The organism is Mycoplasma zalophi (assembly GCF_018914005.1).
In the GTDB taxonomy this organism is placed as follows: domain Bacteria; phylum Bacillota_I; class Bacilli_A; order Mycoplasmatales; family Metamycoplasmataceae; genus Metamycoplasma; species Metamycoplasma zalophi_A.
In genome coordinates this window covers 275,536-298,793 of the sequence record NZ_JAHMHI010000001.1, presented here as the reverse complement: position 1 = coordinate 298,793, position 23,258 = coordinate 275,536, and the positions used below count along the sequence as shown (strand labels likewise).

11 protein-coding genes are annotated in these 23,258 nt (G+C 24.6%); all 11 read left to right on the top strand.

The features are described from left to right. Positions 1-9: 9 nt before the first annotated feature. The 11 genes from mip (KQ877_RS04130) to KQ877_RS01180 all read left to right on the top strand — a co-directional run bounded on the left by mip (KQ877_RS04130) (position 10) and on the right by KQ877_RS01180 (position 23,109). The gene (mip, locus tag KQ877_RS04130) at positions 10-2,613 is read left to right on the top strand and encodes an Ig-specific serine endopeptidase MIP (RefSeq protein ID WP_216535803.1); all 2,604 of its coding nucleotides are present in this window, start codon (positions 10-12) and stop codon (positions 2,611-2,613) included. A gap of 5 nt (positions 2,614-2,618) precedes the next feature. After that, positions 2,619-4,103, top strand: coding sequence for an MSC_0624 family F1-like ATPase-associated membrane protein (locus KQ877_RS01225; RefSeq protein ID WP_216535802.1), 1,485 nt, complete (start codon positions 2,619-2,621; stop codon positions 4,101-4,103). After that, positions 4,084-4,587: a DUF2714 domain-containing protein gene (locus KQ877_RS01220; protein WP_216488710.1), complete on the top strand. Its 504-nt coding sequence runs from the start codon at positions 4,084-4,086 to the stop codon at positions 4,585-4,587. Before KQ877_RS01225 ends, KQ877_RS01220 begins: the two co-directional genes overlap by 20 nt. A gap of 2 nt (positions 4,588-4,589) precedes the next feature. Then, positions 4,590-5,492 carry an MSC_0622 family F1-like ATPase gamma subunit gene (locus KQ877_RS01215; RefSeq protein WP_216488712.1) on the top strand — a complete coding sequence of 301 codons (903 nt, stop codon included), beginning with the start codon at positions 4,590-4,592 and terminating at the stop codon, positions 5,490-5,492. Then, a complete protein-coding gene (locus KQ877_RS01210) occupies positions 5,492-5,974 on the top strand; it encodes an MSC_0621 family F1-like ATPase epsilon subunit (RefSeq protein WP_216488714.1) in 483 nt (160 codons plus the stop codon). The genes KQ877_RS01215 and KQ877_RS01210 overlap by 1 nt, the downstream gene beginning before the upstream one ends. After that, positions 5,967-8,066 (top strand): MSC_0620 family F1-like ATPase-associated subunit, encoded by a 2,100-nt coding sequence (locus KQ877_RS01205; protein ID WP_216535801.1) that lies wholly within the window; start codon positions 5,967-5,969, stop codon positions 8,064-8,066. The genes KQ877_RS01210 and KQ877_RS01205 overlap by 8 nt, the downstream gene beginning before the upstream one ends. Positions 8,067-8,075: 9 nt before the next feature. Beyond that, entirely contained in the window at positions 8,076-9,614 is a 1,539-nt protein-coding gene (locus KQ877_RS01200) for an MSC_0619 family F1-like ATPase alpha subunit (RefSeq protein ID WP_216488718.1), read from the top strand. Next, positions 9,614-10,990, top strand: a complete 1,377-nt coding sequence (locus tag KQ877_RS01195) for an MSC_0618 family F1-like ATPase beta subunit (protein WP_216488720.1) — start codon at positions 9,614-9,616, stop codon at positions 10,988-10,990. The genes KQ877_RS01200 and KQ877_RS01195 overlap by 1 nt, the downstream gene beginning before the upstream one ends. 31 nt (positions 10,991-11,021) lie before the next feature. After that, entirely contained in the window at positions 11,022-13,346 is a 2,325-nt protein-coding gene (locus tag KQ877_RS01190) for a putative immunoglobulin-blocking virulence protein (protein ID WP_216535800.1), read from the top strand. 9 nt (positions 13,347-13,355) lie between these two features. Continuing rightward, positions 13,356-15,977, top strand: coding sequence for an Ig-specific serine endopeptidase MIP (mip, locus tag KQ877_RS04125; RefSeq protein ID WP_216535799.1), 2,622 nt, complete (start codon positions 13,356-13,358; stop codon positions 15,975-15,977). A 262-nt stretch (positions 15,978-16,239) separates the two neighbouring features. After that, positions 16,240-23,109 (top strand): hypothetical protein, encoded by a 6,870-nt coding sequence (locus KQ877_RS01180; protein WP_216535798.1) that lies wholly within the window; start codon positions 16,240-16,242, stop codon positions 23,107-23,109. Positions 23,110-23,258 lie beyond the last annotated feature (149 nt).

The following is a 23,258-nucleotide window of genomic DNA, read 5'->3' as shown; positions in this document are numbered from 1 at the left end:
GAGGAAAATATGAAAAAAACAAAATTTAAATATTTATTATCAATAATCGCAACTCTATCAACAATAACACCACTTATTGCTATAAGTTGTGCAGAACCAGTTAAAAAAGATAATACTAATTCAAATACATCAGATAAAAACAAAAATAACCCTACAACTGAAAATAACAATTCTGATACAAATAATTCAAACGGAACAAATTCTCAACAAACAGAAGTTCCTCAAGAATTAAAAACAATAGCTAATAAATCATTTGATGAATTATTTACTTTAAATTTTTTAAATAATCGTCAAAAAACTGATATAACACCTGAAACTGCAAGAAATAGAACTCAAGAAGTTTTAGAAATTAAACTTAAACCTGCTTTTGAATCTCAAATTTCTATTAGATTATTAGATGTAGCTTTAGAAAAAGATGCTAATGCAACTGGTAGATTAAGTTTTGTAATAGAAATTCAATCAAAATCTTCAAATAAAAAAACTATCAAAACATATCCACTTACAGGATTTAAAACAACTCCTATGGGTACTTCTGATGATGGAACAATTCAATATAAACCTTCAATTCAAAGTCCAGACGAAATACAAAAATATAATTCACTAAATCAAAAAGAAAGATTTGCAAAAGATAATGAAAAATACATGGAAGGTCTAAAAAGACAATATCAAAATCAAGGTGTTTCAGAGGTTAGAAAAGATTTAAAATATAATGCAGAACAAGCTAAAAAATTCAATGAAATTGCAAAAACAATTGGTTTAGATACATATGAAAACAACGCCTACAAAGGTTTAACATTACCAGTTTATAATGATAATGGAACAGTTGAAGGACTTTCATTTACTGGAAAATCTAATCCAGAAGTATTTTCTGATATTGATTTTTTAGGAAGAAATCCATATCAATCAATTGGATTAGCTAGAATGCTACCAAATGAAACATATAAAGATATTGCTCTACAAACATTTATAGGAACATTTTCATATAAAGATGATTTCAAAGAAGATATTGATAAAGTCGAACGTTCTAAAAAAGAAGTTGAATCTTGAACAGATAATGATCCTAAGTTACAAAATTATAAACAACAATTAATAGATATAGTTGAACAAAATAGAACAATATATAAATATGACTATGAATCAAGAAAAGAAAAAACAACTGAAAAACACGATCTTGAATCACTAGAAGCTGAATATGTAAAAAGAAATAAAGAATTTGATGATGAAATTGCTAAAATAAATGCTTATACAAAACAAACAATTATAAAACAACATGATGATCAAATTGAAAAATATAAGGCAGACGCTAAATTAGACACAAAATTCCGTGGTGGATCAGGAACTTTATCAATACTTGACTATGAAATTCCAGAAAAAGGTAAATATCCAACTAAATGATTTTTTGCAACTAATTCACACGTTGCAAAATTAATGTCAAGTCCAACATTCCAAGGATTTTCACTAACTAGATTAGATTCAAATGTAGGAATTAATACTAAGTTAAAAATATCAGGATTTGAACCACTTCTTAAAACATTTCAATTTAATGGTCAAAATATATCACAGCACGTAACAAAAGTATATGATGCACTTGATTATTTAAATTCTTCACCAAGCGACTTTTTAATAAATGAATTAAAAACTAAATATAACGGTGTTGAAGAAATGGCAGATTTCGCTGTTATTGAAGTTGATTTTAAAACTCTTGTTGAAGATCAAACAATAAGCCAATCAATTTACAAAACTGCTGAGTTTGGTAAAAACATGTCAGAAAATAGAAATGCAAATGAATTAGCAAAAGAAGTAACTAATGATTACTTTAATTTACCAAACGAGAAAAAAACAAGTTTCTTATCTACTTCATACTTAAAAGACTATTCAAAAATTGATTTTCCAATTTTAAAAGATCCAAGTAAAAAAGTAGATGAATTATTTGCATTAGGTTATCCTTCATCTAAAGAAGATTTCTTCTTAAGAAAATATGAAGATTATAAACAATATGAATCAAGAGAATCATATAACAGTTTATGAACAAACTCTGATTATCGTTTCTATTATGCACAAACTAATGGGGAAGATGGACCTTCAAATATTGATGAAGAAAGACTTAAAAAAGGAAACTGATTATCATATCAAATAGGGTTACGTACTTTTACTGATAAACCGGGATTAAATGATGCATTCTTAATTTCACCAATTAGAGGAAATGAATTATACTCAACATATGATGAAAATAAACAATTAAAACAATACATAAATACAGGTCTTCAATATATGTTAAGACATTATGTACCAATTGGTGGGTCATCAGGTTCAAGTGTTAGAAATCAAGATTATAAAATAGTAGGATATCACTCAACAATTATCCCCGTTGCAAAAACTGATTTTGTTGTTGCTCTTAGATCTGAAGGATATGATTATAAAACAGCATTTGGAACTTATAATTTACCACAATACGATTTAATTTATGGTGGTGGAAAAGATCAAAAAACATCATATAGACAAGCATTAGAAAAATTATCTAAACAAAATAAGCTATCTAATACTTGAATATTTAAACATGGTTTTGCTGAAAATAATATCCCAGAAGAATTTCAATTTAAGGACAAACAATAGATATTATGAAACAAAAAAAAATGACATATACAGAAGATAATATTAAAATCAAAAAATCTCTAAAAATGTTAAGTTTTACATTTCAAAAAAATAAAATCTTAAAAAGATTTGTAGAACTTTTTCTATTTGTAGGTGCACTTTTAATATTTATTTATGCAGAAAAAACTATTTTTGCATCTAAAATACTACCTAATAATTCAATTGCTTTCTTTTTTGATTTTAAACACGAATTATTAGCACAAAGCAACTTACTTGTTTTAATTAGATTTTTATTTTTAGCAATATTATTCTTTTATCCACTTATAAAAACCTACTTAGATCTTTCGTTTAATAAACAAAAAATAAAAAAATATTTACCTTGATTTATTTTATATATTTCAGCGTCAATAGCTTCATTTGTATTATTTTTTGTGTTTGAAAAATATACTTTAAACATTCTATATTTAAGTTTTAGTTTAATTGCTCTTTATTTAGTTGACGGAAGTTACGCAATCTATGTTCATTTTGTAAACAAAAAACTTAACCCAGAACAGAATAAAAATATCCGTTGAACTTTAATAAGTTTAATATCTAGATTTCTTTTAGTCGCTTTTGTAATTGTTTCAATGTTGGCATGAAGATTTAGTGCGAATAGTAAACAAACATTCTATCTACTTATAGAAAATAATAGCTTTTATAGTTTTATAACAGATGCATTTACAATAAGAAGTATTCAAAACTTATTTATCGTGGTTGCATTTATATTATTTATTTCATTCTCTTTACTATTTAGTTTTATAAATGTTTTTTGAACATTATTTAATTCAAAACAAGCATACATTGTTTTAAAAAATAATTTAACATTAATTTTTTGATTATTTGTTGCTTTAAATTTCTGAATAATAACAACTTTTTCAAAAATAAAAACACCATCAAGTTATGTTGATTCAAGTGCAATCACACCAAATTATTTATATTTATTACTATTAATAATTCCAGCTGCATTATTCATTTTTTACTTAGTTATTACATTTACCAAAAAAATGAATACAAATAGTAATTTAATAAATTCAGTATATTTTTGAGTATTACAAATTAGTTTTTGAGCAATTTATTGATTAGAAACATTCTTAATTGAAAATAAATTAATTACTAACATTATTCTATTTGCAACTTTAATATTATTAATTATTACTTTTGCAATTAATCACTTTAAAAACTCTCATAATTCAACTAAAAACAACTTAATTATCAATTATGGTTATTTTGTTTTAATTAATATCATAATTTTTATAAATGTAATCAATGTAATTATGCAAAGTTACAATAATAATAATTTTAATTACATTTCAGCTAATATGGCACTAGATGAAATATTTACACTTATTTTACTTGCATTTAGTATTTTAGTTTTAATCTTAAAATCAATTAAATTCTGAATTGAATTCGGAAAAATAGCTAAATATTCACCAAAAAATATGGAGGTATCTCATGAAATTAAAAATAAATAAAAAAGAACCAGTTCAAAATAAAAAAAATATTGACTTATTCAGAGATTATAAAGAAATAATTAAAAGCCAAGAATTTATTTCTTTTGAACAATTATCTGCTGAAATTTTAATAAAAATGGGTTTAGGTTTTGAATCAAATACATATAAAGAATTTGTTCAAAAATACAAAACTGCATTAGAAAATAAATGAGATATGTTATTTAAAAACTTTATTATTTCATTTAATATAAACTTAAAATTTAGCAGTGATGTTTTAAGTCCTTTATTAATTAACGAAGAACAATCAGCACACAGAACAATTAATTTCATGAGTGCTGAAGATGATACATTAAATAATTTCTTAACTTTATTTAATGATGAATTAACAAAATTAATTGAAAAGAATTTTATTGTTGAAATATTTCCAGAATTAGCAATTTTTAAATCAAAAGAAACAAGCAATTTAAAACTTTTATTTAGTGAAAAAGTTGTTGAAAGACTTTAAAAATGTATTTAGAAAAAGAAAAACAACGTAAAAAAAATCTCGAAAGAATTTATAAAGACGTTAACAACAAAAAAAATATTTTGCTAATTGATATTTTAAAATTAAATAAAAAAATGCAATTTTATGTAAGTAAAGCTTTATTTAATAAAGATACATTAATGGCTCTTAAAAATGAATATAATATAAAAAATTCATTTATAACTTCAAAACCATTAATCTTTGCAAATAAAAATAATAAATTGTCAAAAATCTTTAACAAAGAAAAAAAATTATGAATCTATTTAACTGAACCTCAAAAACATGAAACAGATTCATATACAAGATACGAAAAATTAATTTTAAGTAAAATAAAAAATTCTCAAAATGATTTTATTGTAATAGGTGAAAGAGCTAATGAATTTGCCCATGATAATAAATTAAATGTAATAAAAAGTTTTTCTGAAGAAGATAAAAATGATAAATTAGCATTTAAATTAAGTTACATTGTAAAACATTTATATTTAGATAATAAATATTCTTCAGTACAAGTGGTAATAAATACCAATAAAAACAAAAAACAGGAATTTACATTACTTCCTCTTGAAAAATTTGATATTAATAAACTTATAAATAAAGAAAGCATGTTTTTAGAAAGTGATATTAAGAAATTTAAAATTTATCCTGATTTAACAGTTTTTGTTGAAAATGAAGTAAATATCTTTTTAGAAAATGCATTGCAATCACTTATTATTGAATCTAACTTTTTCAATGCTAAAAATAATTTAATTACATCAAATCAAATCATTAATCAACTAGATGAAGAAATTGACAAGATGAATAAACACATAATTAAGGCAAAAAGAGAAAAAGAAATTGAAGATATTGTTATGTATTTTACAAAATCTAAAGAAAGAAGTGATAAATAATGAAAGAAAACATTAAACCATTTGAAATCTCTATTTCTTCACTTTCTACAAACACAATTAATTTTAAAAAAGCAACCTTATTTATAAATTTAAATCAAGAAGATCAATGAAGTTCTCTTGATAATGATGTTCTAGCTAGTTATAAAGATATTTTAATCAAGATTCAAAATCACTTTAACAACAAAATATTTTATGTATTTTTAACAAACAGTGATTTCATTATAAGAAATAATAAAATTGAAATAAGTACATTATCAAACATTAATATTCTAGTTTCTGATAAAAATAACTTTAATTTAAAAGAAAACAAAGCTAATTTAAAAGAACTTTCTCACCAAATAAAATATTATGAAGCTTATAAAAATTTAGGACTAGAGCTTGAAGAATTAATAAAACTAAATTCACTAGAATCAAAACAATATCAATTAAAACTAAAACAACTTTTATATTTAGTAAATTATGAAGGAGATATAAATGAATAAGAAATTAAAATTTTTATTATCATTATCAACTCTTTCTGTAGTAGCGTTACCATTTAGTGCAATTTCTGCAGCAGGGGATTCTAGCACTTCTTCAGATTCTACAAGTAATTCTGATTCACCTAACACACCAGCAGAAACAGAAAAACCTAAAAAAATTAGTGATAATTTTTCAACATTTAAAAAGATGTGAGAAGATGTTCAAACACAAATGTTAGATCAAGCAATTAAAATTGTTCAAGGATTTTTAAAAGACGAACTTTTAAAACTAGAAAGTGATACAGAAACTGAATATAAACAAAAATTATCTAAACAAATTTATTTTGCTAAATTAAATGATTTTTTTGAAAAACATAAAGATGATATTATGACTAATCCAGATAAATATGGATTTTATATCACTTTTCCTCATGTTCTTTCAAGAGAAAAAAATCATGCAGTAGGTTCTGTAACATTAAATGATAAAAAATTCAATAACATTGTATTTGGTTTTGGAGGAGATGAACAAACTAAATATGATCGTGCTTTAGGTAAAGAAGCTTCTGTAAAAGAATCTGAAGAATTAAACTATGTTGAAGATAAAGAATACGAAGAAACAATAAACGGGTATAGCAAAGACTTATTAGAACAAATTAAAGCAATAGTATTTAACAGTGATGATGTTTTATACTTAGATGATAAAATTGCTTTAGAAAATAAGGATATTCAAGCAAATAATGCAACAGTTAATGGTTTCTTTGTTACAAACCCAAAAGATTATGATAGTTGAGATAATTACTTTATTGACAAAATAAAACCAAGATTCTTAGAGTATGATTTACAAAAAAACCAACAATTTAGAGAACAACAAGAACAACAGCAACAACAAAATAAACCGCCTGAATTGCCTACGCCACTAATTCCAGGTGATCCTGTTGAACCTGAATCTGTTGATACTATAATTGAAGCAATCCCTGCATTAAATCCACAAATAAAAGCAGAATTTACAAATCTATCATTTGCACAACTTCAAGCAAAATTACAAGAAAATACTGAAGAAATATTCTTCTTTAATAACCCAATTAATATTCGTTATGAGTATAAAGTAAATTCTATTGCACAAAATAATAATAAAAACATTGCAACAATTTCAATTAAAGATGTAAATAATCCTAGTGTAGAAAGAGTTTATAAACAAACCTTTACGATTGATAATTCACAAACATACAAAAATCACCAAAAATTGTATTTTAATCAAATTGATTCAGTTCAAAAATTAATGACTAAATTTTATAAAGCACTTGATTTAGATAATAAATTACAATATGAAAATTTAGGACAAGAAAACTTAATTTCAAATGTATTTTCTTTAGTTGATGCCTTTACTAAGTTAATACATTCTAATAACTACGTTAACGAACAAGAACATTTTATACAAAATGTAGTAAATAATAATAATTTTGAAAATAATGAATCATCTATTTTAAGTAATTCATCTACATACATTGATTCATTATTTTTAGATATAACATCTGCAATGAAATTTAGTGGGTTTAACCCTTGATATACAATTGCAAAAACCTATGAAAGAGTTTTAGATATTTACCAAACAGAATTTTTTAGATTTAATAAAGAAATTATTTTAAAAAATTATCAAACAGCAAATCAAGACTTTCATATAATCGATAAAATAATGAAAGTGCTTGAAAAAGATATTTTTAGATTAGTAGGTATTTCAAATTCAAAAACAATAAATAAAATTAGTTGATTTGATAATTACACAAATTTAATTGCAAAAATAAATGGTAATTTTAAAAAATTACGTGACATTGTTACAATCAACGAAGTAACAGAAGAAAATAAACAAAAATTTATTGAAGCAATTGAAGTGGCAAAAAATGTAGTACTTGAACAAGAAACAAATTTAGCAACTAAAAAAACAATGATATCAAGCATTATTCTTGCAATTAGTTTTATGGTATTTATAACAAACGCTACATTGATGACAATTTTCAGAAAAACACTTAAAAATAAAAAGATTTTATTAACAAATATTTTATTCTTTGCATTTACAACTATTTTAATTATTACATCTATAGTATTACTAATAATATAAGGAAAAATTATGAAAAACACAGATCAAAACCCAAAAATAACTGCCATTTTTGATTATATAGTTGAAGTATCAGGTGAATTTGAATACAAACAAAAACAAATGTTTAAAGCTACAAATCACCCTGATGTAAATTTAATCTTAATAAATGGTTCTAAAAACAAAGCTCTATTATTGTCAAGTGACAAATCTTCAAGTTTAAAAATTGGTGATGAAATTGAATTAATTGACACAAATTTCAATGTTTATACTGATAAAAATTACTTTGGTAAAATCATTGATATAGCTGGAAACATTATTAATCCAGAATTTAAAATTAAACCAAATTTTGATGAAAAACAAAAATCAAGCCCAATTTTTAAATTAGCACATGACTTAATGAGTGTTAAAACATTAAATGAACAATTATATACAGGAATTAACGTAATTGACTTATTAATTCCGATTGGTAAAGGTCAAAGACAATTAATTATCGGAGATCGTCAAACAGGAAAAACTCACATTGCTTTAAGTGCAATTATTAACCAAGCTAATAAAAACGTTAAATGTATTTATGTTGCAATAGGACAAAAACGTGATAACATTTCAACCGTTTATTCAATTCTAAAACAACACAATGCATTAAAAAATACAATAATAATTGAAGCTGATTCATCTTCAGTATATGACCAATATTTAGCACCATATGTTGGAATGGCTCATGCTGAAAACTTATCAGCTGATAATGATGTTTTAATTGTTTTTGATGATTTAACAAAACATGCAAATATCTTTAGAGAAATTGCTCTACTTTCAGAAAGTCCAGTTGGAAAAGAAGCAATGCCAGGAGATATCTTCTTTGCTCACTCACAACTTTTAGAAAGAGCAGGGAATTTCAATAATTCAAAAACTATTACAGCATTACCTATTTTACAAACAATCGACGGAGATATTACTTCATTAATTTCTTCAAACGTAATATCAATTACAGATGGTCAAATTGTTACAAGTACTGATATGTTTAATGCAGGAAAATTACCAGCAATTAATATAGATTTATCAGTATCAAGAACTGGTTCAAGTGTTCAAAATATTAAAATAACAAAAGTTGCATCTGAAATTAATAAACTATATCGTAAATATCGTCGTCAATTAAAATTAGCATCATTAGATTATGATTTTACTCAAGAAACCTCACAACTTATTTACAGAGGAAAAATGATTGAAAAAATGTTTTTCCAAAGAGGATTTAGTGTTTATTCTGAAAAATTAATTTTATTGACTTCAAAAATTATTACTTGAGGACTATTTAGTGAAATTAAAGATGATGTTAAAGCAATGAAATTCATTGATATATTAATAGAAACCGATGAAGAAGCTAAAAGACTATACAATGCTATTTTAAATAATGAAAAATATGATGATAAATTAACAAAAAATTACTTTGCTTTTGCTCTAAAACAATATTCTGAATTTCTATCATTAGGTTGAAATGTCAAAATTGATAACAAATTTATTGAATTTGATAAAGATTATTTAGAACAAATTGCATCAATATTAGGAGATAAATAATGAATGGACAAATCGTTAAATTTAATTCAGATGTACTAGAAATTAAATTTTCATCTGATAATTTACCAAAAATTAATAATATTTTGACACTTCATGATGGAAAAACTTATTTACTTGTTAAAAGAATTTTAGACTTTGAAACAGTTAGAGCAATTGTAATTTACTCATTTAAACCAATTTCAATTAATGATGAAGTATTTAATACTCAAAAAAGCTTTATGGTTCCAGTTGGTAATAATTCAAAAAATAATATTTATACTTTTGAAGGAAAACCTTTACTAGAAACAAAAAAATCAATTGATTATGTTGAAATGGATTCAACTATTAACCACGAAAAAACTTTAGATAATAAAAAAGAAATCGTTGAAACTGGAATTAAAGCAATTGATTTCTTTATTCCAATTATAAAAGGTTACAAAATTGGAATTTTTGGTGGAGCTGGAGTTGGAAAAACAGTTTTAATGAAAGAATTAATTTTCAACGTTAACTCACAACAAACAAAAACTTCTAATATTTTTATAGGTTCTGGTGAACGTTCAAGAGAAGGAATTGAATTATACCAAGAACTAAAAGAATCAAATTTATTAAAAGATTCAATTATGTTTATTTCAAAAATGAATGAATCTCCTGGAGCTAGAATGTCAATTGTTCCAATTGGAATAACAGCAGCTGAATACCTAAGAGATACACAAAAAGAAAATGTTTTATTGTTTATTGATAATATTTATCGTTTTATACAAGCTGAAAACGAAGTATCTTCAACACTAGGAAAAAAACCATCAGTTGGAGGTTACCAATCTACACTTGAAAGTGATATAGCAAATATTGAAAACAGAATGTATAAAAATGCAAATGGTTCAATAACATCATTCCAAACAATGTTCTTACCAATGGATGATTTAAATGACCCATCAGCAGTTGCTGTGTTTAACCATCTTGACGCTACATTAGTTTTATCAAGAGCACAAACAGCAAAAAATATTTTCCCTGCTTTTGATCCACTAAAAAGTTATTCAAATTCAGTAAATGAAGATATTATTGGTAAAAGACATTTAGAAGCAATTTTAGAAACCAAAAAAATCCTAAAAGCTTATAAAGACCTTGAAGATGTTATTTTAATTTTAGGATTTGATGAATTAGATGAAGAAAACAAAATTATTGTTAAAAAAGCAATGCAACTTGAAAACTTTTTCACACAATACTTTTTCATGACAGAACATTTCACTAAACAACCAGGACAATTTGTAAAAATACAAGATACAGTGGAAAGTGTTTGAAAAATTTTAAATGGTGAATATATAAAACAAAGTCCAGAAATTTTTGCATACATTGGAAGTGCATTAGAAATTCCAACAGATAAAGAACTTGGGTTATAATAAAATAAAGTAATTAACAAAGGAGGTGGCTATGAGATTTTTAAAAACTAAAAAACAAAAAATACTGTTAGTCACTATAAGTTCAATTTTTGCAGCTTCAATGGCTGCTTCTTCTGCAATTTATTTTACAAATAAAAGTCATAAACAAACTTTGTATTATAACGCTCATAATAATGCAAAAAATAATTTTGTTGAAGGAAATAATGTTGATCTTAATAACACAGTTCCTTCTAACTCTGATTCTAATTTAAAGAAAATTCCTGACCCAACACCACCACCAGCACCTGAAATTCCACCTGTTGTAGAAAAAGTTCCTGAGCCCCCTAAACCTGAACCAGAAAAACCTAAGCCAGAAGAACCCAAACCTGAGCCAATTCCTGAACCTAAACCAGAGGAACCTAAGCCCGAACCGGTTCCTCAACCTGAACCCCCTAAACCAGATCCTATTCCTGAACCACCAAAACCGGAACCCAAACCCCAACCTAAGCCAGAAGAGCCTAAACCTGAATTAACAGATAAAGCTATTGTATCTGGTGTAGAGGTGTCTGCTACTATCGAAAGAGCAAAACCAAGAAATATTGCAACATATGATAGAGATAACCAAATTACAAATAGAGTTCCTTATACAAATGACAGTACTGACAAATTAAAAAGTATAGTTGTTACTCAAGAACTAAGGGATAAAGTTGTTAAAGATGTTATAGGTCAAGGTGAAACACTTGGATTAGCTTCAAAATGATATCAAGATATGACTGGTATGGCAAATCAGGTTTTAGCTCAACAACCTGATAAATTAGATTCTTGATTAAACCAAAATAGAGATTTCTGAGTCCGTACTTTTTATAAATTTGAAAGATTATTTGATTCACCAAATGTATCAAATTTCTTAAAAGAAGATGCAAAAGCTAAGTATCCAGATATGAAATTTAATTCAAGAGATCATAGATATATTTGATTATATACAAACTTAGATTGATCTAAATTTACTAAACTATCTTCAAATGCTGAAAAACAACTAAAAGAAGGATATGTTTTAGATCCTCGTAACGCATATATAAATGCAGATGGTAGTTTAGATTCACATTCATATGGTCAACCTGACAGATTTAATTCGGTAACAAGTCGTTTAACAAGGGATAATTCAACTAGAAGAGTATTTAGTTATGATTCTTACTACACAAGAAGCCCTGACGCTATAGCTAATGGAGAATATCCTGGTTGAAAAAAACGTGATGCAAATAACGATGAAATTTTCAATGGATTAATTCAATCTGATGATGGAATTAAAGCATTGCATATGCAAAGAGAAAAACCAACCAATGAACCAGGTCAAATTAATGAAGGTTATGTTATTGAAATTGATGCAGCAAACGAAGCAGGATATAACAAAACAATTCAGTTAATTAAAACATTAAAAACTAAAAAAGCAAATGTAGTTTCTTATAGAATTAAAAATATGGGAAAAAACTCATCAGCTCAAGCATTTAAACCAATTTTAAGAGAACTTCCTGACGACATTTTACAATTAGAATTATTTTTCTCAGCTCAAGCAACAAATACAAGTTCATTAATTGAATTGGAAAACAAACGTATAAAAGAGTTATCTCTATATACTCTTGGAAACTCACTTCAAGATGAATGATCAATTAACCCATTTTCTTTAAGAAATACAGCATGAGTAAATACAAATGACTATAACGTAAGTGCTGATTATGGACGCAATCAAGATATTGCTACAAGAATAACATTTAATACCTTAGCATTTGATCAATCAGATTATTTAGAAAATGATCAAGATCACTGAAAACGTATTAATTTAGGTCTAAGGATGGCATATTTTGCAAGAAATAATGAACCTATTTTCCAAGGTTCATTGGGTCCTGGATTAAGTCCTGACCACAATGAAGGTAATAACTCTTATCCTACTTTATTAGACTTTAGTAGAATTCCAAAAATAAAAACTTTAAAAGGTCTAGAATTTAGAGATATTATAAAACCATCAAATAGACCAAGAAAAGTAAAACAAGTTACTTTCTATAATAATAAACCTGAATTTGAAATTTCTAATTATGACTTAATTGGAGCAGGATTAGAAAATATAGATACAGGTTCACCAATGGAAAAACCAAAAATACTATTTAGTAATGGAAGAACTACAACCAAATTTAGAATAAAAGATAATTATTTAAGTCCAGAAGCAATTAGTAATTTAGTTACATTTAAAAGATATGCTCACAATGGTAATTCTTCGTTTTCAGGAACAGTAGTTTTAGATCCTGGAAATGATGCGCTTAAATCAAAATTACAGTCAGCTGGATTTGATGTTGAATTTGATAATGGTTATGAAATTTCATAGGATGTTAGTATGAAAAAAAATAATTTAAAACATTTTTTAACTATTTTTGCAACTTTAGGACTTTTAAGTCCTCTAGTTGCAATTAGTTGTGCAAACCCACAACAAACTCAGACACAACAAAATCCAAAAGAAACTAATAAAAATAATAAAGATAATAATAACAAACAAGCAGATAAAAATAATCAAAATGAAAATTCAACAAATACAAACACCAGTACAACAAATAACACTATATCAGTTCCACAAGAATTAAGAAAAATAGCCGCTAAATCATTTGATGAACTATTTACTCTTAACTTTACAAGAGGTACAAAAAAAGATTATACCCCCGAAACAATTAGTAGTCAAAAAGATGATCTTTTAAACATTCAATTAAAACCAAATTTTAGTTCAGAAATAGAAACAAAATTATTAGATGTTAAATTAGAAGATAACGCTAATGCTACAGGTAATTTAACATTTGTATTTGAAATTAAATCAAAACAAACTTCAAATATTATTCATAAGAAATACCCATTAACAGGATTTAAAACCACTCAATTTGGAGTTTCTGATGATGGTACTTTACATACAAATATCAAAATAGAGAAAAACGAAATTGAAAAATATCATGCCTTAAATCAAAAAGAAAGATTTGAAAAAGATAATACAGAATATATGAAAGGTCTAAAAGGTCAATTTCAAAATAGTGGTGTTGATGTTGTAAGAAGTGATTTAAAATATAACCAAAATCACGCTAAACAATTTAATGATATAGCAGCTAAAATTGGTTTAGATACATATGAAAACAGTGCATACAAAGGTTTTACCTTACCAGTTTATGATGCTAATGGTAAAGTAGATGGACTTTCATTTGGTCCATCATTATCTCCTGAATTATTTTCAAAAATTGATTTTCTTGAAGATAGAGATCCAAATCGAGCAGTTGGACTTGCAAGGATGTTAACAAATGAAACTTATCGTGATATCGCATTACAAACATTTATAGGTAGTTTTTCATATAAAGAAGAATTTCAAGAACAAATAGCCGCTTATGAACGGGGAATTGAAGAAGTTAAGACTTGAGATCAACATCCAGAAAAATTACAAAATTATAAAGATAACATTATTAAAGATATTAATTTTGAAAAAGAATCAGCAAAATTAGAATATGAATCAACTAAAAAACAAACAAAAGAATCTCATGATTTAGAATCATTAGAAAATCAATATAAAGCTAAAATTGCTAAATTAGATGAAGAAATTCAAAAAGTACAAAGTTATACTCCTGAATTTATTATTTCTGAATATCAAAAGAAAATTGAGCAATTTAAAAAAGATGCTCAAGCAGGAAGAAATTTCCAAAGTGCTACTGGTACTTTATGAATAATTGACTACGAAATTCCAGAAGATAAGTCTTATCCTACAAAATGATTTTTTGCAACTAATTCACACGTTGCAAAATTAATGTCAAGTCCTACATTTCAAGGTTTTGCTTTAACAAGATTAAATAAAGATGTTGGACTTAACTCAAAATTAAGAATTACAGGTTTTGATACCCATTATAAATCATTTTTATTCTCAGGTGAAAACATTAAAAATAATGTAGTTAAAGTTTATGATGCACTTGATTATCTAAAATCTTCTCCTAAAGAATTTTTAGCAAAAGATTTAAAATCTAGATATGACAATGTTGAAGAAATGGCTGATTTTGCTGTTATTGAAGTAGATTTTGAAGGTTTAATAAAAGATAGTAATGTTCAGGGAGTTTATCAAACTGTTAACTTTAAACCAGTAGTATGAACAAATGAAGCACAAGCATTAGCAAGAGATGTTACAAATGATTATTATCATTTAGATGAGAAGAAAAAGTCACACTTTATTTCTGAATCATATTTAAAAAATTACGATAAAATTGACTATCCACTAATAAAATATAAAAATGAATCCCCTAAACAAGTTGATGAATTATTTGCACTAGGGTACCCTGTTTCAAATGAAGATTTTTTCTTAAGAAGATATGAAGATTATCAAGAATTTGAAGCTAAACAATCTTATCATAGTTTATGAACTAATTCAGATTATCGCTTCTATTATGCACAAACCAATGGAGAAGATGCACCTTCAAATATCGAAGAGAACAAATTAAAAAGGGGAAACTGATTATCTTATCAAATAGGACTTCGTTCATTTGCTAATAAACCGGGAATAAATGATGCATTTATTGTTTCACCTATAAGAGGTGGTAAATTATATGAAACATATGATAATGGTCAGTTAAAACAATACTTAAATACAGGTCTTCAATATATGTTAAGGCATTATGTAGCAGCAGGTGGATCATCTGGTTCAAGCGTTAGAAATCAAGATTATAAAATAGTTGGATTACACTCAACTATTATCCCTGCAGCTAAAACAGATTTTGTACTTGCATTAAGATCTGAAGGATTTAATTACCAAGGAGCTTTTGGTGATTATAACCTACCACAATACGATTTAATTTATGGTGGAGGAAAAGATCAAAAAACATCATATCGTCAAGCTTTAAAAGATCTTCATGATGCTAAGAAATTAAATAAAACTTGACTATTTAAGCAAGGATTTGAAGAAAATAATATTCCACAGGAATTTAAATTTATAAACACAAAATAAATTAATGAAAATGGAAAAATTCCATTTTCATTTTTTATTTCTTAAAATTCATATTTTTTACAAAAAAATTAAAAAAAAGTTAAATAAAAGCAAAACAATGTTATTTTTTACAAATTTTTATATTTTTTTAAAATAATATAATAAAAAAGAGTGTATAATTATTAGTCATAAGTATGCAAATTTTATATATATATATATATATATATTCTATGCCATATTTAATATAAAAATGTAATTTATACAAGTAATATTTAGGAGAAATATGAATAGAAAACACAAGCAATTAATGCTTGCATTTTTAGCAGTAGCTACCACAACCTTAGCAGCTACATCTAGTACTTTTATTATTCAAGAACAAAAATTAAGTAATTTAATAAAAGAACAAGATAAATTATGAAAAGAATTAAATGATTTTAAGGTAAATAATTTAAGTCATGATGAATTTTTAACAAGAATCGTTCAAAATATTTTAGACAACAACCCAGTTTTAAATCTTTTTGAAGATAATTTTTCAAAAGTTCAAACAAAAATTAATAATCTTAAATTTGCATTAAACAAATTTAAAGAAATGATAAATAAGCAAAAACAATTAAATTTTGAAAAATATAAAACTTTAAGTCAGGAAGTTGAAACATATATAAGTAAAAATTTAAAATATAAAGAATATGAAGATTTAAAAAAATCACTTGAAAATATAAAATTAAATACTGATAGACATGTTAACTATGAATCAACTCAACAAGAGATTGATGAGCAAGTAAAAATACTTAAAGAAGCTTTTGAAAAGACTAAAAAAGACAAAGCAATTAAAGATAATGATATTAGACAAATTGCTTATGCAGATTACGAAATGGAATTAAGAAAATTAAATGATTTTATTAAAAATCCTCTTGCACAACATGAATTTTATAAAGAATTATATGATAGCGAAATAATTAATCGCGATCAAATTACAAAAGATATTGATTTAAATACTTCTTCTGTAGGTGATATTTTAGAAGCTAAATATAAATTAATTAAAGAACTTGAAGATGCAACTAAAAAAGCACATAAAGTTTCAAAACAAGAGCTTCAAATAACTTATGATAAAGCAATAAAATATGCAAATGGAACATTAATCACTCCTGACGATGAAAATACCAAAAACTTATTATTAAATAACGCAAAAGAAAAATATGATTCAGGAATGGAAACTGATGATTTTAATATTATCTATGAAAATATAAATAGTATTTTAAATTACATAGAAGCTGCAAAAATTGAGAAACAAGTAAATGATACATTTAGAAATAATGCAACTAATTCACTTGAAACAGCAATAAAATTAGCAGAAGATTTTATAGAAAGTTTTAGTGATGGAAAATATCCAGAAATTCAAAAATATGTATTAGATATTTTAGAAACTGAAGCTAAAGATATTAATCCAAAAACATTTGATCAAATATATGAATCAGGAAATAAAATAGTCGATGCTTTAGAAGCTAAAAAAACAGAAGCAATCGCTTCTTATGATGCACAAGTTAAAAAAATAAATGAAATAAAAAACGAGTTAAGTATTCGTAATTATTATTCTATAAGAAATGAAATTTCTCAATTAATTAATGACCAAAAAACGATAAGAAATGATAAAAATTCTACTACAAGACAAATTTTAGATTTAACAGAAGCTTTAAAAAATTACGAAGCAAAAATTAAAAATAAAAAAGAAGCTAAATTAGGTATAGATAAAATTTTAGAAGAAATTGAAGAATATATTAAACAAAATAATCATCCAGAGGACAAGAGTTCAATCGCTAAATTACAAACAAAATTGAATGAAACCAAAAGTGCAATTGAAAATCTAACAAAAGCTTCAGAATTACAAAAATTCTCAAACGAATTGAACACTAAATTTGAAGAAATAAAACAAAAAATAGAACAAACAAAAGAAAAACGTGAGTCAGAAAATAATTCTTACAATCAAGTTGTAAATTTAGTGAATAATTTATTAAAAAAATTAGATAGTAAAAATAATTATTTAGATCTAAAACAACAATTATCAACAACAAAAACAGAAACTGATGGAGTTGTTGCTAAAAAAGACGCAATATCAACAAGTGATCAAATAAAAGAAGCAAAAGATAAATTAGAAACAAAACTAAATGAAATTGATTCCAAAAAAGATCAAATAGACTTAGATGAAGCAACTAAAGAGTACAACAAAAGGGTTGCAGAAACAGAAACATATAAAAATTCTTTAGATGATAAACATTCTGTGATTAAACAAAATTTAGAATCAAAAATTAATAAAATAAAAGCAGATCTTCAAACAATTATTGATAATAACAAAGAAACTAAAAAAGAAAAAATAAAAGCAACACAACAAGCATCTTCTGACATCCAAGAAGCGCTTAATAAAGCAAAAGAAGAAAAAGAAAAAACAAATAAAAACCGTAAATTTAGAGAATTTGAAACTCTTAAAAATGCAATTAATGATTATATTGATATAAATTTAGCAAATAATAACGATTTTGATTTTATTAAAGATCCTTTAACAAAATCAGTTAAAGATGAGTCTAAGTTAGTTGAAAAAGATCCTAATGCTGATTTACTTCAGTTGAAAGACAAAATTGAGGTTGAAGATATTCAAAAATCAATTAACAAATTAAATGAAATTTTCAATACATCAAAAGATTTAAAAAATTCAAAAGACAATTATGACAATCAAGTTAAATCTGCAGAAGATAAATTAAGTGAAATTCAAAAACCTATTTTAAATAAAGATGATAAAGAACTTTATAATACTTTAAAAAATAAAGTAACAGAATTACAAAAGTTTTTTAAAGATGATAATAACAAAACAAAAGAAAATTTTGATTCAAAAGCACAAGAATTGTCAAAAGCAATAACTAAGACTACTGAAGAATATAGCACAAACAAAGCAAAAAGAGATCAAGCAAAAGTTAAGTTAGAAGATAAAATTAAAGAAATTGAAGATTACGTTAAAAATAATTTACAAGAAAATAAAAATGGAACTTTTGTTACAAAACCTGAGCATGAAGATTCAGTTTCTAGAATTTTATTAAAATTACAAATAGCAAAAGGTGTAAAAGAAAGTAGCAGTTCAACTGAACAACAATTAAAAGATGCATTAAATGAATTAATTAAAGAACAAGAAATTTTAAATGAATCAGTTAAATTTGACAATACAGCAAAACAAGCTACTGAATTTTTAATCACTCTTGATAAAGATTTAAATGCTAATATAACTAACTTACAAAGATCATTGATAAGTGATTTAAAAGTAAATTTAGATTCTGCTATTGAATTACAAAAATCAAATAAAACAAAACAAGATGTAACTCAAAAATCAATAAATCAAGCAAAAGAAGATTTAACAAATGCATTAAATGATGCAAAAAATAAAGAATTCAACATTTTCCAAAATGCTTATGATAATTTATCTAAAAAAGCAAGTGAATTATTAAATAAATTAGATGAAACTAATGTAGAAGATATAAACAAACACACTCAATACCCAGAAATTGCAAAAGTATTAAAAGAAATAAAAGATCAAGAAGATGCAAAACCACTTTCAAACTCAAAACCAACAATTGAAATTATAAAAGAATCACTTCCAAAACTACAACAAGCATATGATGCTGCAATTTTAGCTAAATCAAAATCTGATTTTGATAAAGTATATGAAGATATTTTAAATAAATTTATAGATAATAAAAATACTTCAAAATACGAAAAAGTTAAAGAATCAGTAATAAGCAAATTAAAAGCACAAAAAGATATAAGAGATAAAGAAAATCCTGTTTCTACATCTCAAGAAATTGATAATGCAACTGAAATAATAAAATCACAAATCCCACAATTAAATTCAATAAAAGATAAATTTGATGAATATATAAATAAATATAATAAAGTATCAGATTATAAAAAGAAATTATCAGATGATCAAGAGGAAGCTAAAAAAATATTAGCTGATGCTTTAGAAACTTATAAACAAAGCAATATTTCAAATGATGATATTTTAAATCCAGAAAAATATAAAGAATTTAAAGATAAACTTCAAGAAGCAATTAATAATGCTAAAATAGTAGAAACTTCTAAAAATAATTACAAAACTGAAAAAGATAGTATTGTAGCAGATTCAGAATTTAATAATTATCCAAAATCATTACAAAAATACAAAGATGCAATAGATAAAATTACTGATGAAAATGGTTCACTTAAACAAGCTTTAGCTACTGCAAAAACTCCTCAAGAAATTAAACAAGCATATGAAGATGCAAAAGAAGCATTAAAACAAGCTAAAGCTGATATTGATTTAAATAAAGCTGAAGAAAATTATTTAAATATTGTTGATAAAATAGATGAATTTAAAAAACAATTAAATAGCAAAGATACAAATGAAAAAGCAATCATTGATGTATTAGATAAAGCTAAAGAAGTTGCAAAAGATGCTATAAATGCAAAAACAAATACCAACCCATCTTCTATAACAATTGAAGATTACAACACTCAAAAACAACACTTAGAAGGTGTGTTATTAAAAGCACAATTAGATAAATCAAAAAATGATTTTGAAAAAACAAGACAACAAGCACAAGCAACTTCTAATGAACTTGAAGGTAACTATCCTGAAACAAAAGCATACTATGACAATAAACTATCAGAAATTGATAGAGAATTAGCAACTAGTCTTCAAGGAGCGGGAGAAGACAAACAAAAACAAAAAGAAGCATATGATGCAGCTAAAAAAGCAATTGATGCTTTAAATAAAACTTTAAATGATAAAAAACAAGAAGAACTTGATAAAAATAAAGCAGAGTATGAAAAATCATTAACTAAATTTAATGAAATTAATGAGCAAATCAATGATATTAAAGATGATGATTTAAAACAAAAATATACTAAAGAATTTAAAGAAGCTAAATCAGAAGCTGATAAAACATTAGTTGATCCTAAAACACCTGAAAAATATGCAAAAGCTAAAGAAATATTAGATGCTGCTAATGAGTCAATAAAAGAATATAACAAGTATGAAAAACTAAGTAAAGAAGTTGGAGATTATGTTAATCAAACATTAAATAATCCTAATTACAAAGATTTAAATTTAGAATTAGCTATTGCAAAAAACACTCAGGATAATGTGGCATTACCAGAACATAATCCAACAATAAATCAAGTTGAATCTTCATTTGATACTTTAAATGAAAAATATAATGAAGTAAAAACTTCTATACTTAGAAGAAATGTTGTTATTCATCAATTAACAACTGCTAAAACTGTTTTTAATTCAACAAAAACAGAAATAACAAAAATATTTGGTGATCTAAAAACAATTAATAAAGTAATTGAATTTATGGACAGTAATTCACTTACTATTGATAATAAATTATCTGAAGCAATGCAAAATCATTCACATACTAATAAAACCTTAAACGATCAAACATTTATAGAAGCTAGAAATTCTTATAGTAAATTACAAAAAGATTCATATAATGAGTTAAGAAAACAAATAATAGCTGTTATTGATGAAATTCTTAATGAACCTGAAAATGAAAGAATTGATGAAAGTAAAGAAGAATATAAAAATTTAGATTATCTAAAAACAAAAATATCTGCAGTTGATTATGAAAAATCAAATTATCAAACAAATATAAAATCTATTTATAATGATGTACAGCAAAATCTCCAAAAAATTAATGATAATAAAAAAGAATATGAAAAAGAACATGCTTTAGCTTTAGAAAATTTAAATAAACAAAATGAATATAAAAATTCCCTTGTAAATGCAAAAAATACATTAATCGATGCACCAGATACATGAGGTAGAAGTCTAAAATACGTAAATTCTAAAGTAAATAACACTCAGTCAGATAAGTATTTATTAAAAAAAGATAAACAACAATTCGAAGGAAAAATAACTGCAGTAAATAATAAAATCAATTTCTTACAAACACTAATAAACAAAAAATCAATAAAATCTAATCAAACTGCAAAAAATTATTCTTCAAAATCAAATTTAAATCTTGAAGAAAATTTAAATAGTTTAGTAGAAGACGTTAAAAAATTTATTGAAATAACAGAAATGAATAATAATGAAAATGGATATAAAAACAGAACTGATAATCATATTCAAATAAAAGATGTACAAAGAATAGATGAAACAAAAAATCTTTATAATGATTTAGAAGAAAAATTTATTGCAAAATATGAAAAGCAAGATAAACAATCATTAACTGCTTCTGATTATGTAAATTATCGAAACCTATTTTTTAATTCGGTTAAATATTATGAACAAGAAATGGATTTATTAAAAAACAAATTGAAATTATATGTTGGATATAATGAACAAAATAAACCTGGTCTTTATGTTCAAAAATTCAGAAAATTATATGGATATTTACCATTATTAGCATCATATAAAGTTTGAAGTAAAAGATTAGATGGATTTTATTCTCATTTATATAAAGCAGTAAATGCATATATGAATTTTGATGATTTTTCTGTTCCTAAACCTAAAAACGAGCATGAAAATCTTACATTTAGCTATCTTAAAAAATTAATTTGAGATCTTCAAAAATCAGATGATGATTCTTCTTATATAGAACCTTGAGAAAACATCGAACAATTTATAAAAGAAATCAAATCTAAAGCAGGTAATTTAATTTCAAATCAATATAATGGTTGAGATATTGGACATTTTGCACAATATTACTGAAAAAATTATAGATGAAATTACTTAAAATTAAAAGGTACTGGTGATTACTATGTGTTTAATGAATATGTAAGAAAAATGATATTTTCACTTTTTGAAAAATTACCTGAAGACGTTAAAAAAACTTCATTATATAAACAATTAGAAAGTCAAACAAATAATTTGGAACGAGAATATAATCAAATAGCTGATAACGGAAAATACGATGATTTTTGAAGACATCAAAATAAAATTAATAAAGCAATTGAAACTTATTTTGAAGTAATTGACAAATATTATGTATCCTCAAATAATAAAGAATATAAACAATTGTTGCTATGAGATGCAAAAGGAAGTGAAGCTAAAAATACTAATATTGCAACAACTGTAGATTATTATGCAGGTTATAATGATGATACATATGGTTTTAGATTATAAATATAAAAAATATTTTTCAAAAAATAAACAAAAAAGAAAAAACAACAATATTTTTGTTGTTTTTTTATTTCTTAATAACGAAAAGATTTTTAAGTAAATTATTTGTATTTAAATTAATGTGTAAATACGAATTTACCGCATGAATTTGC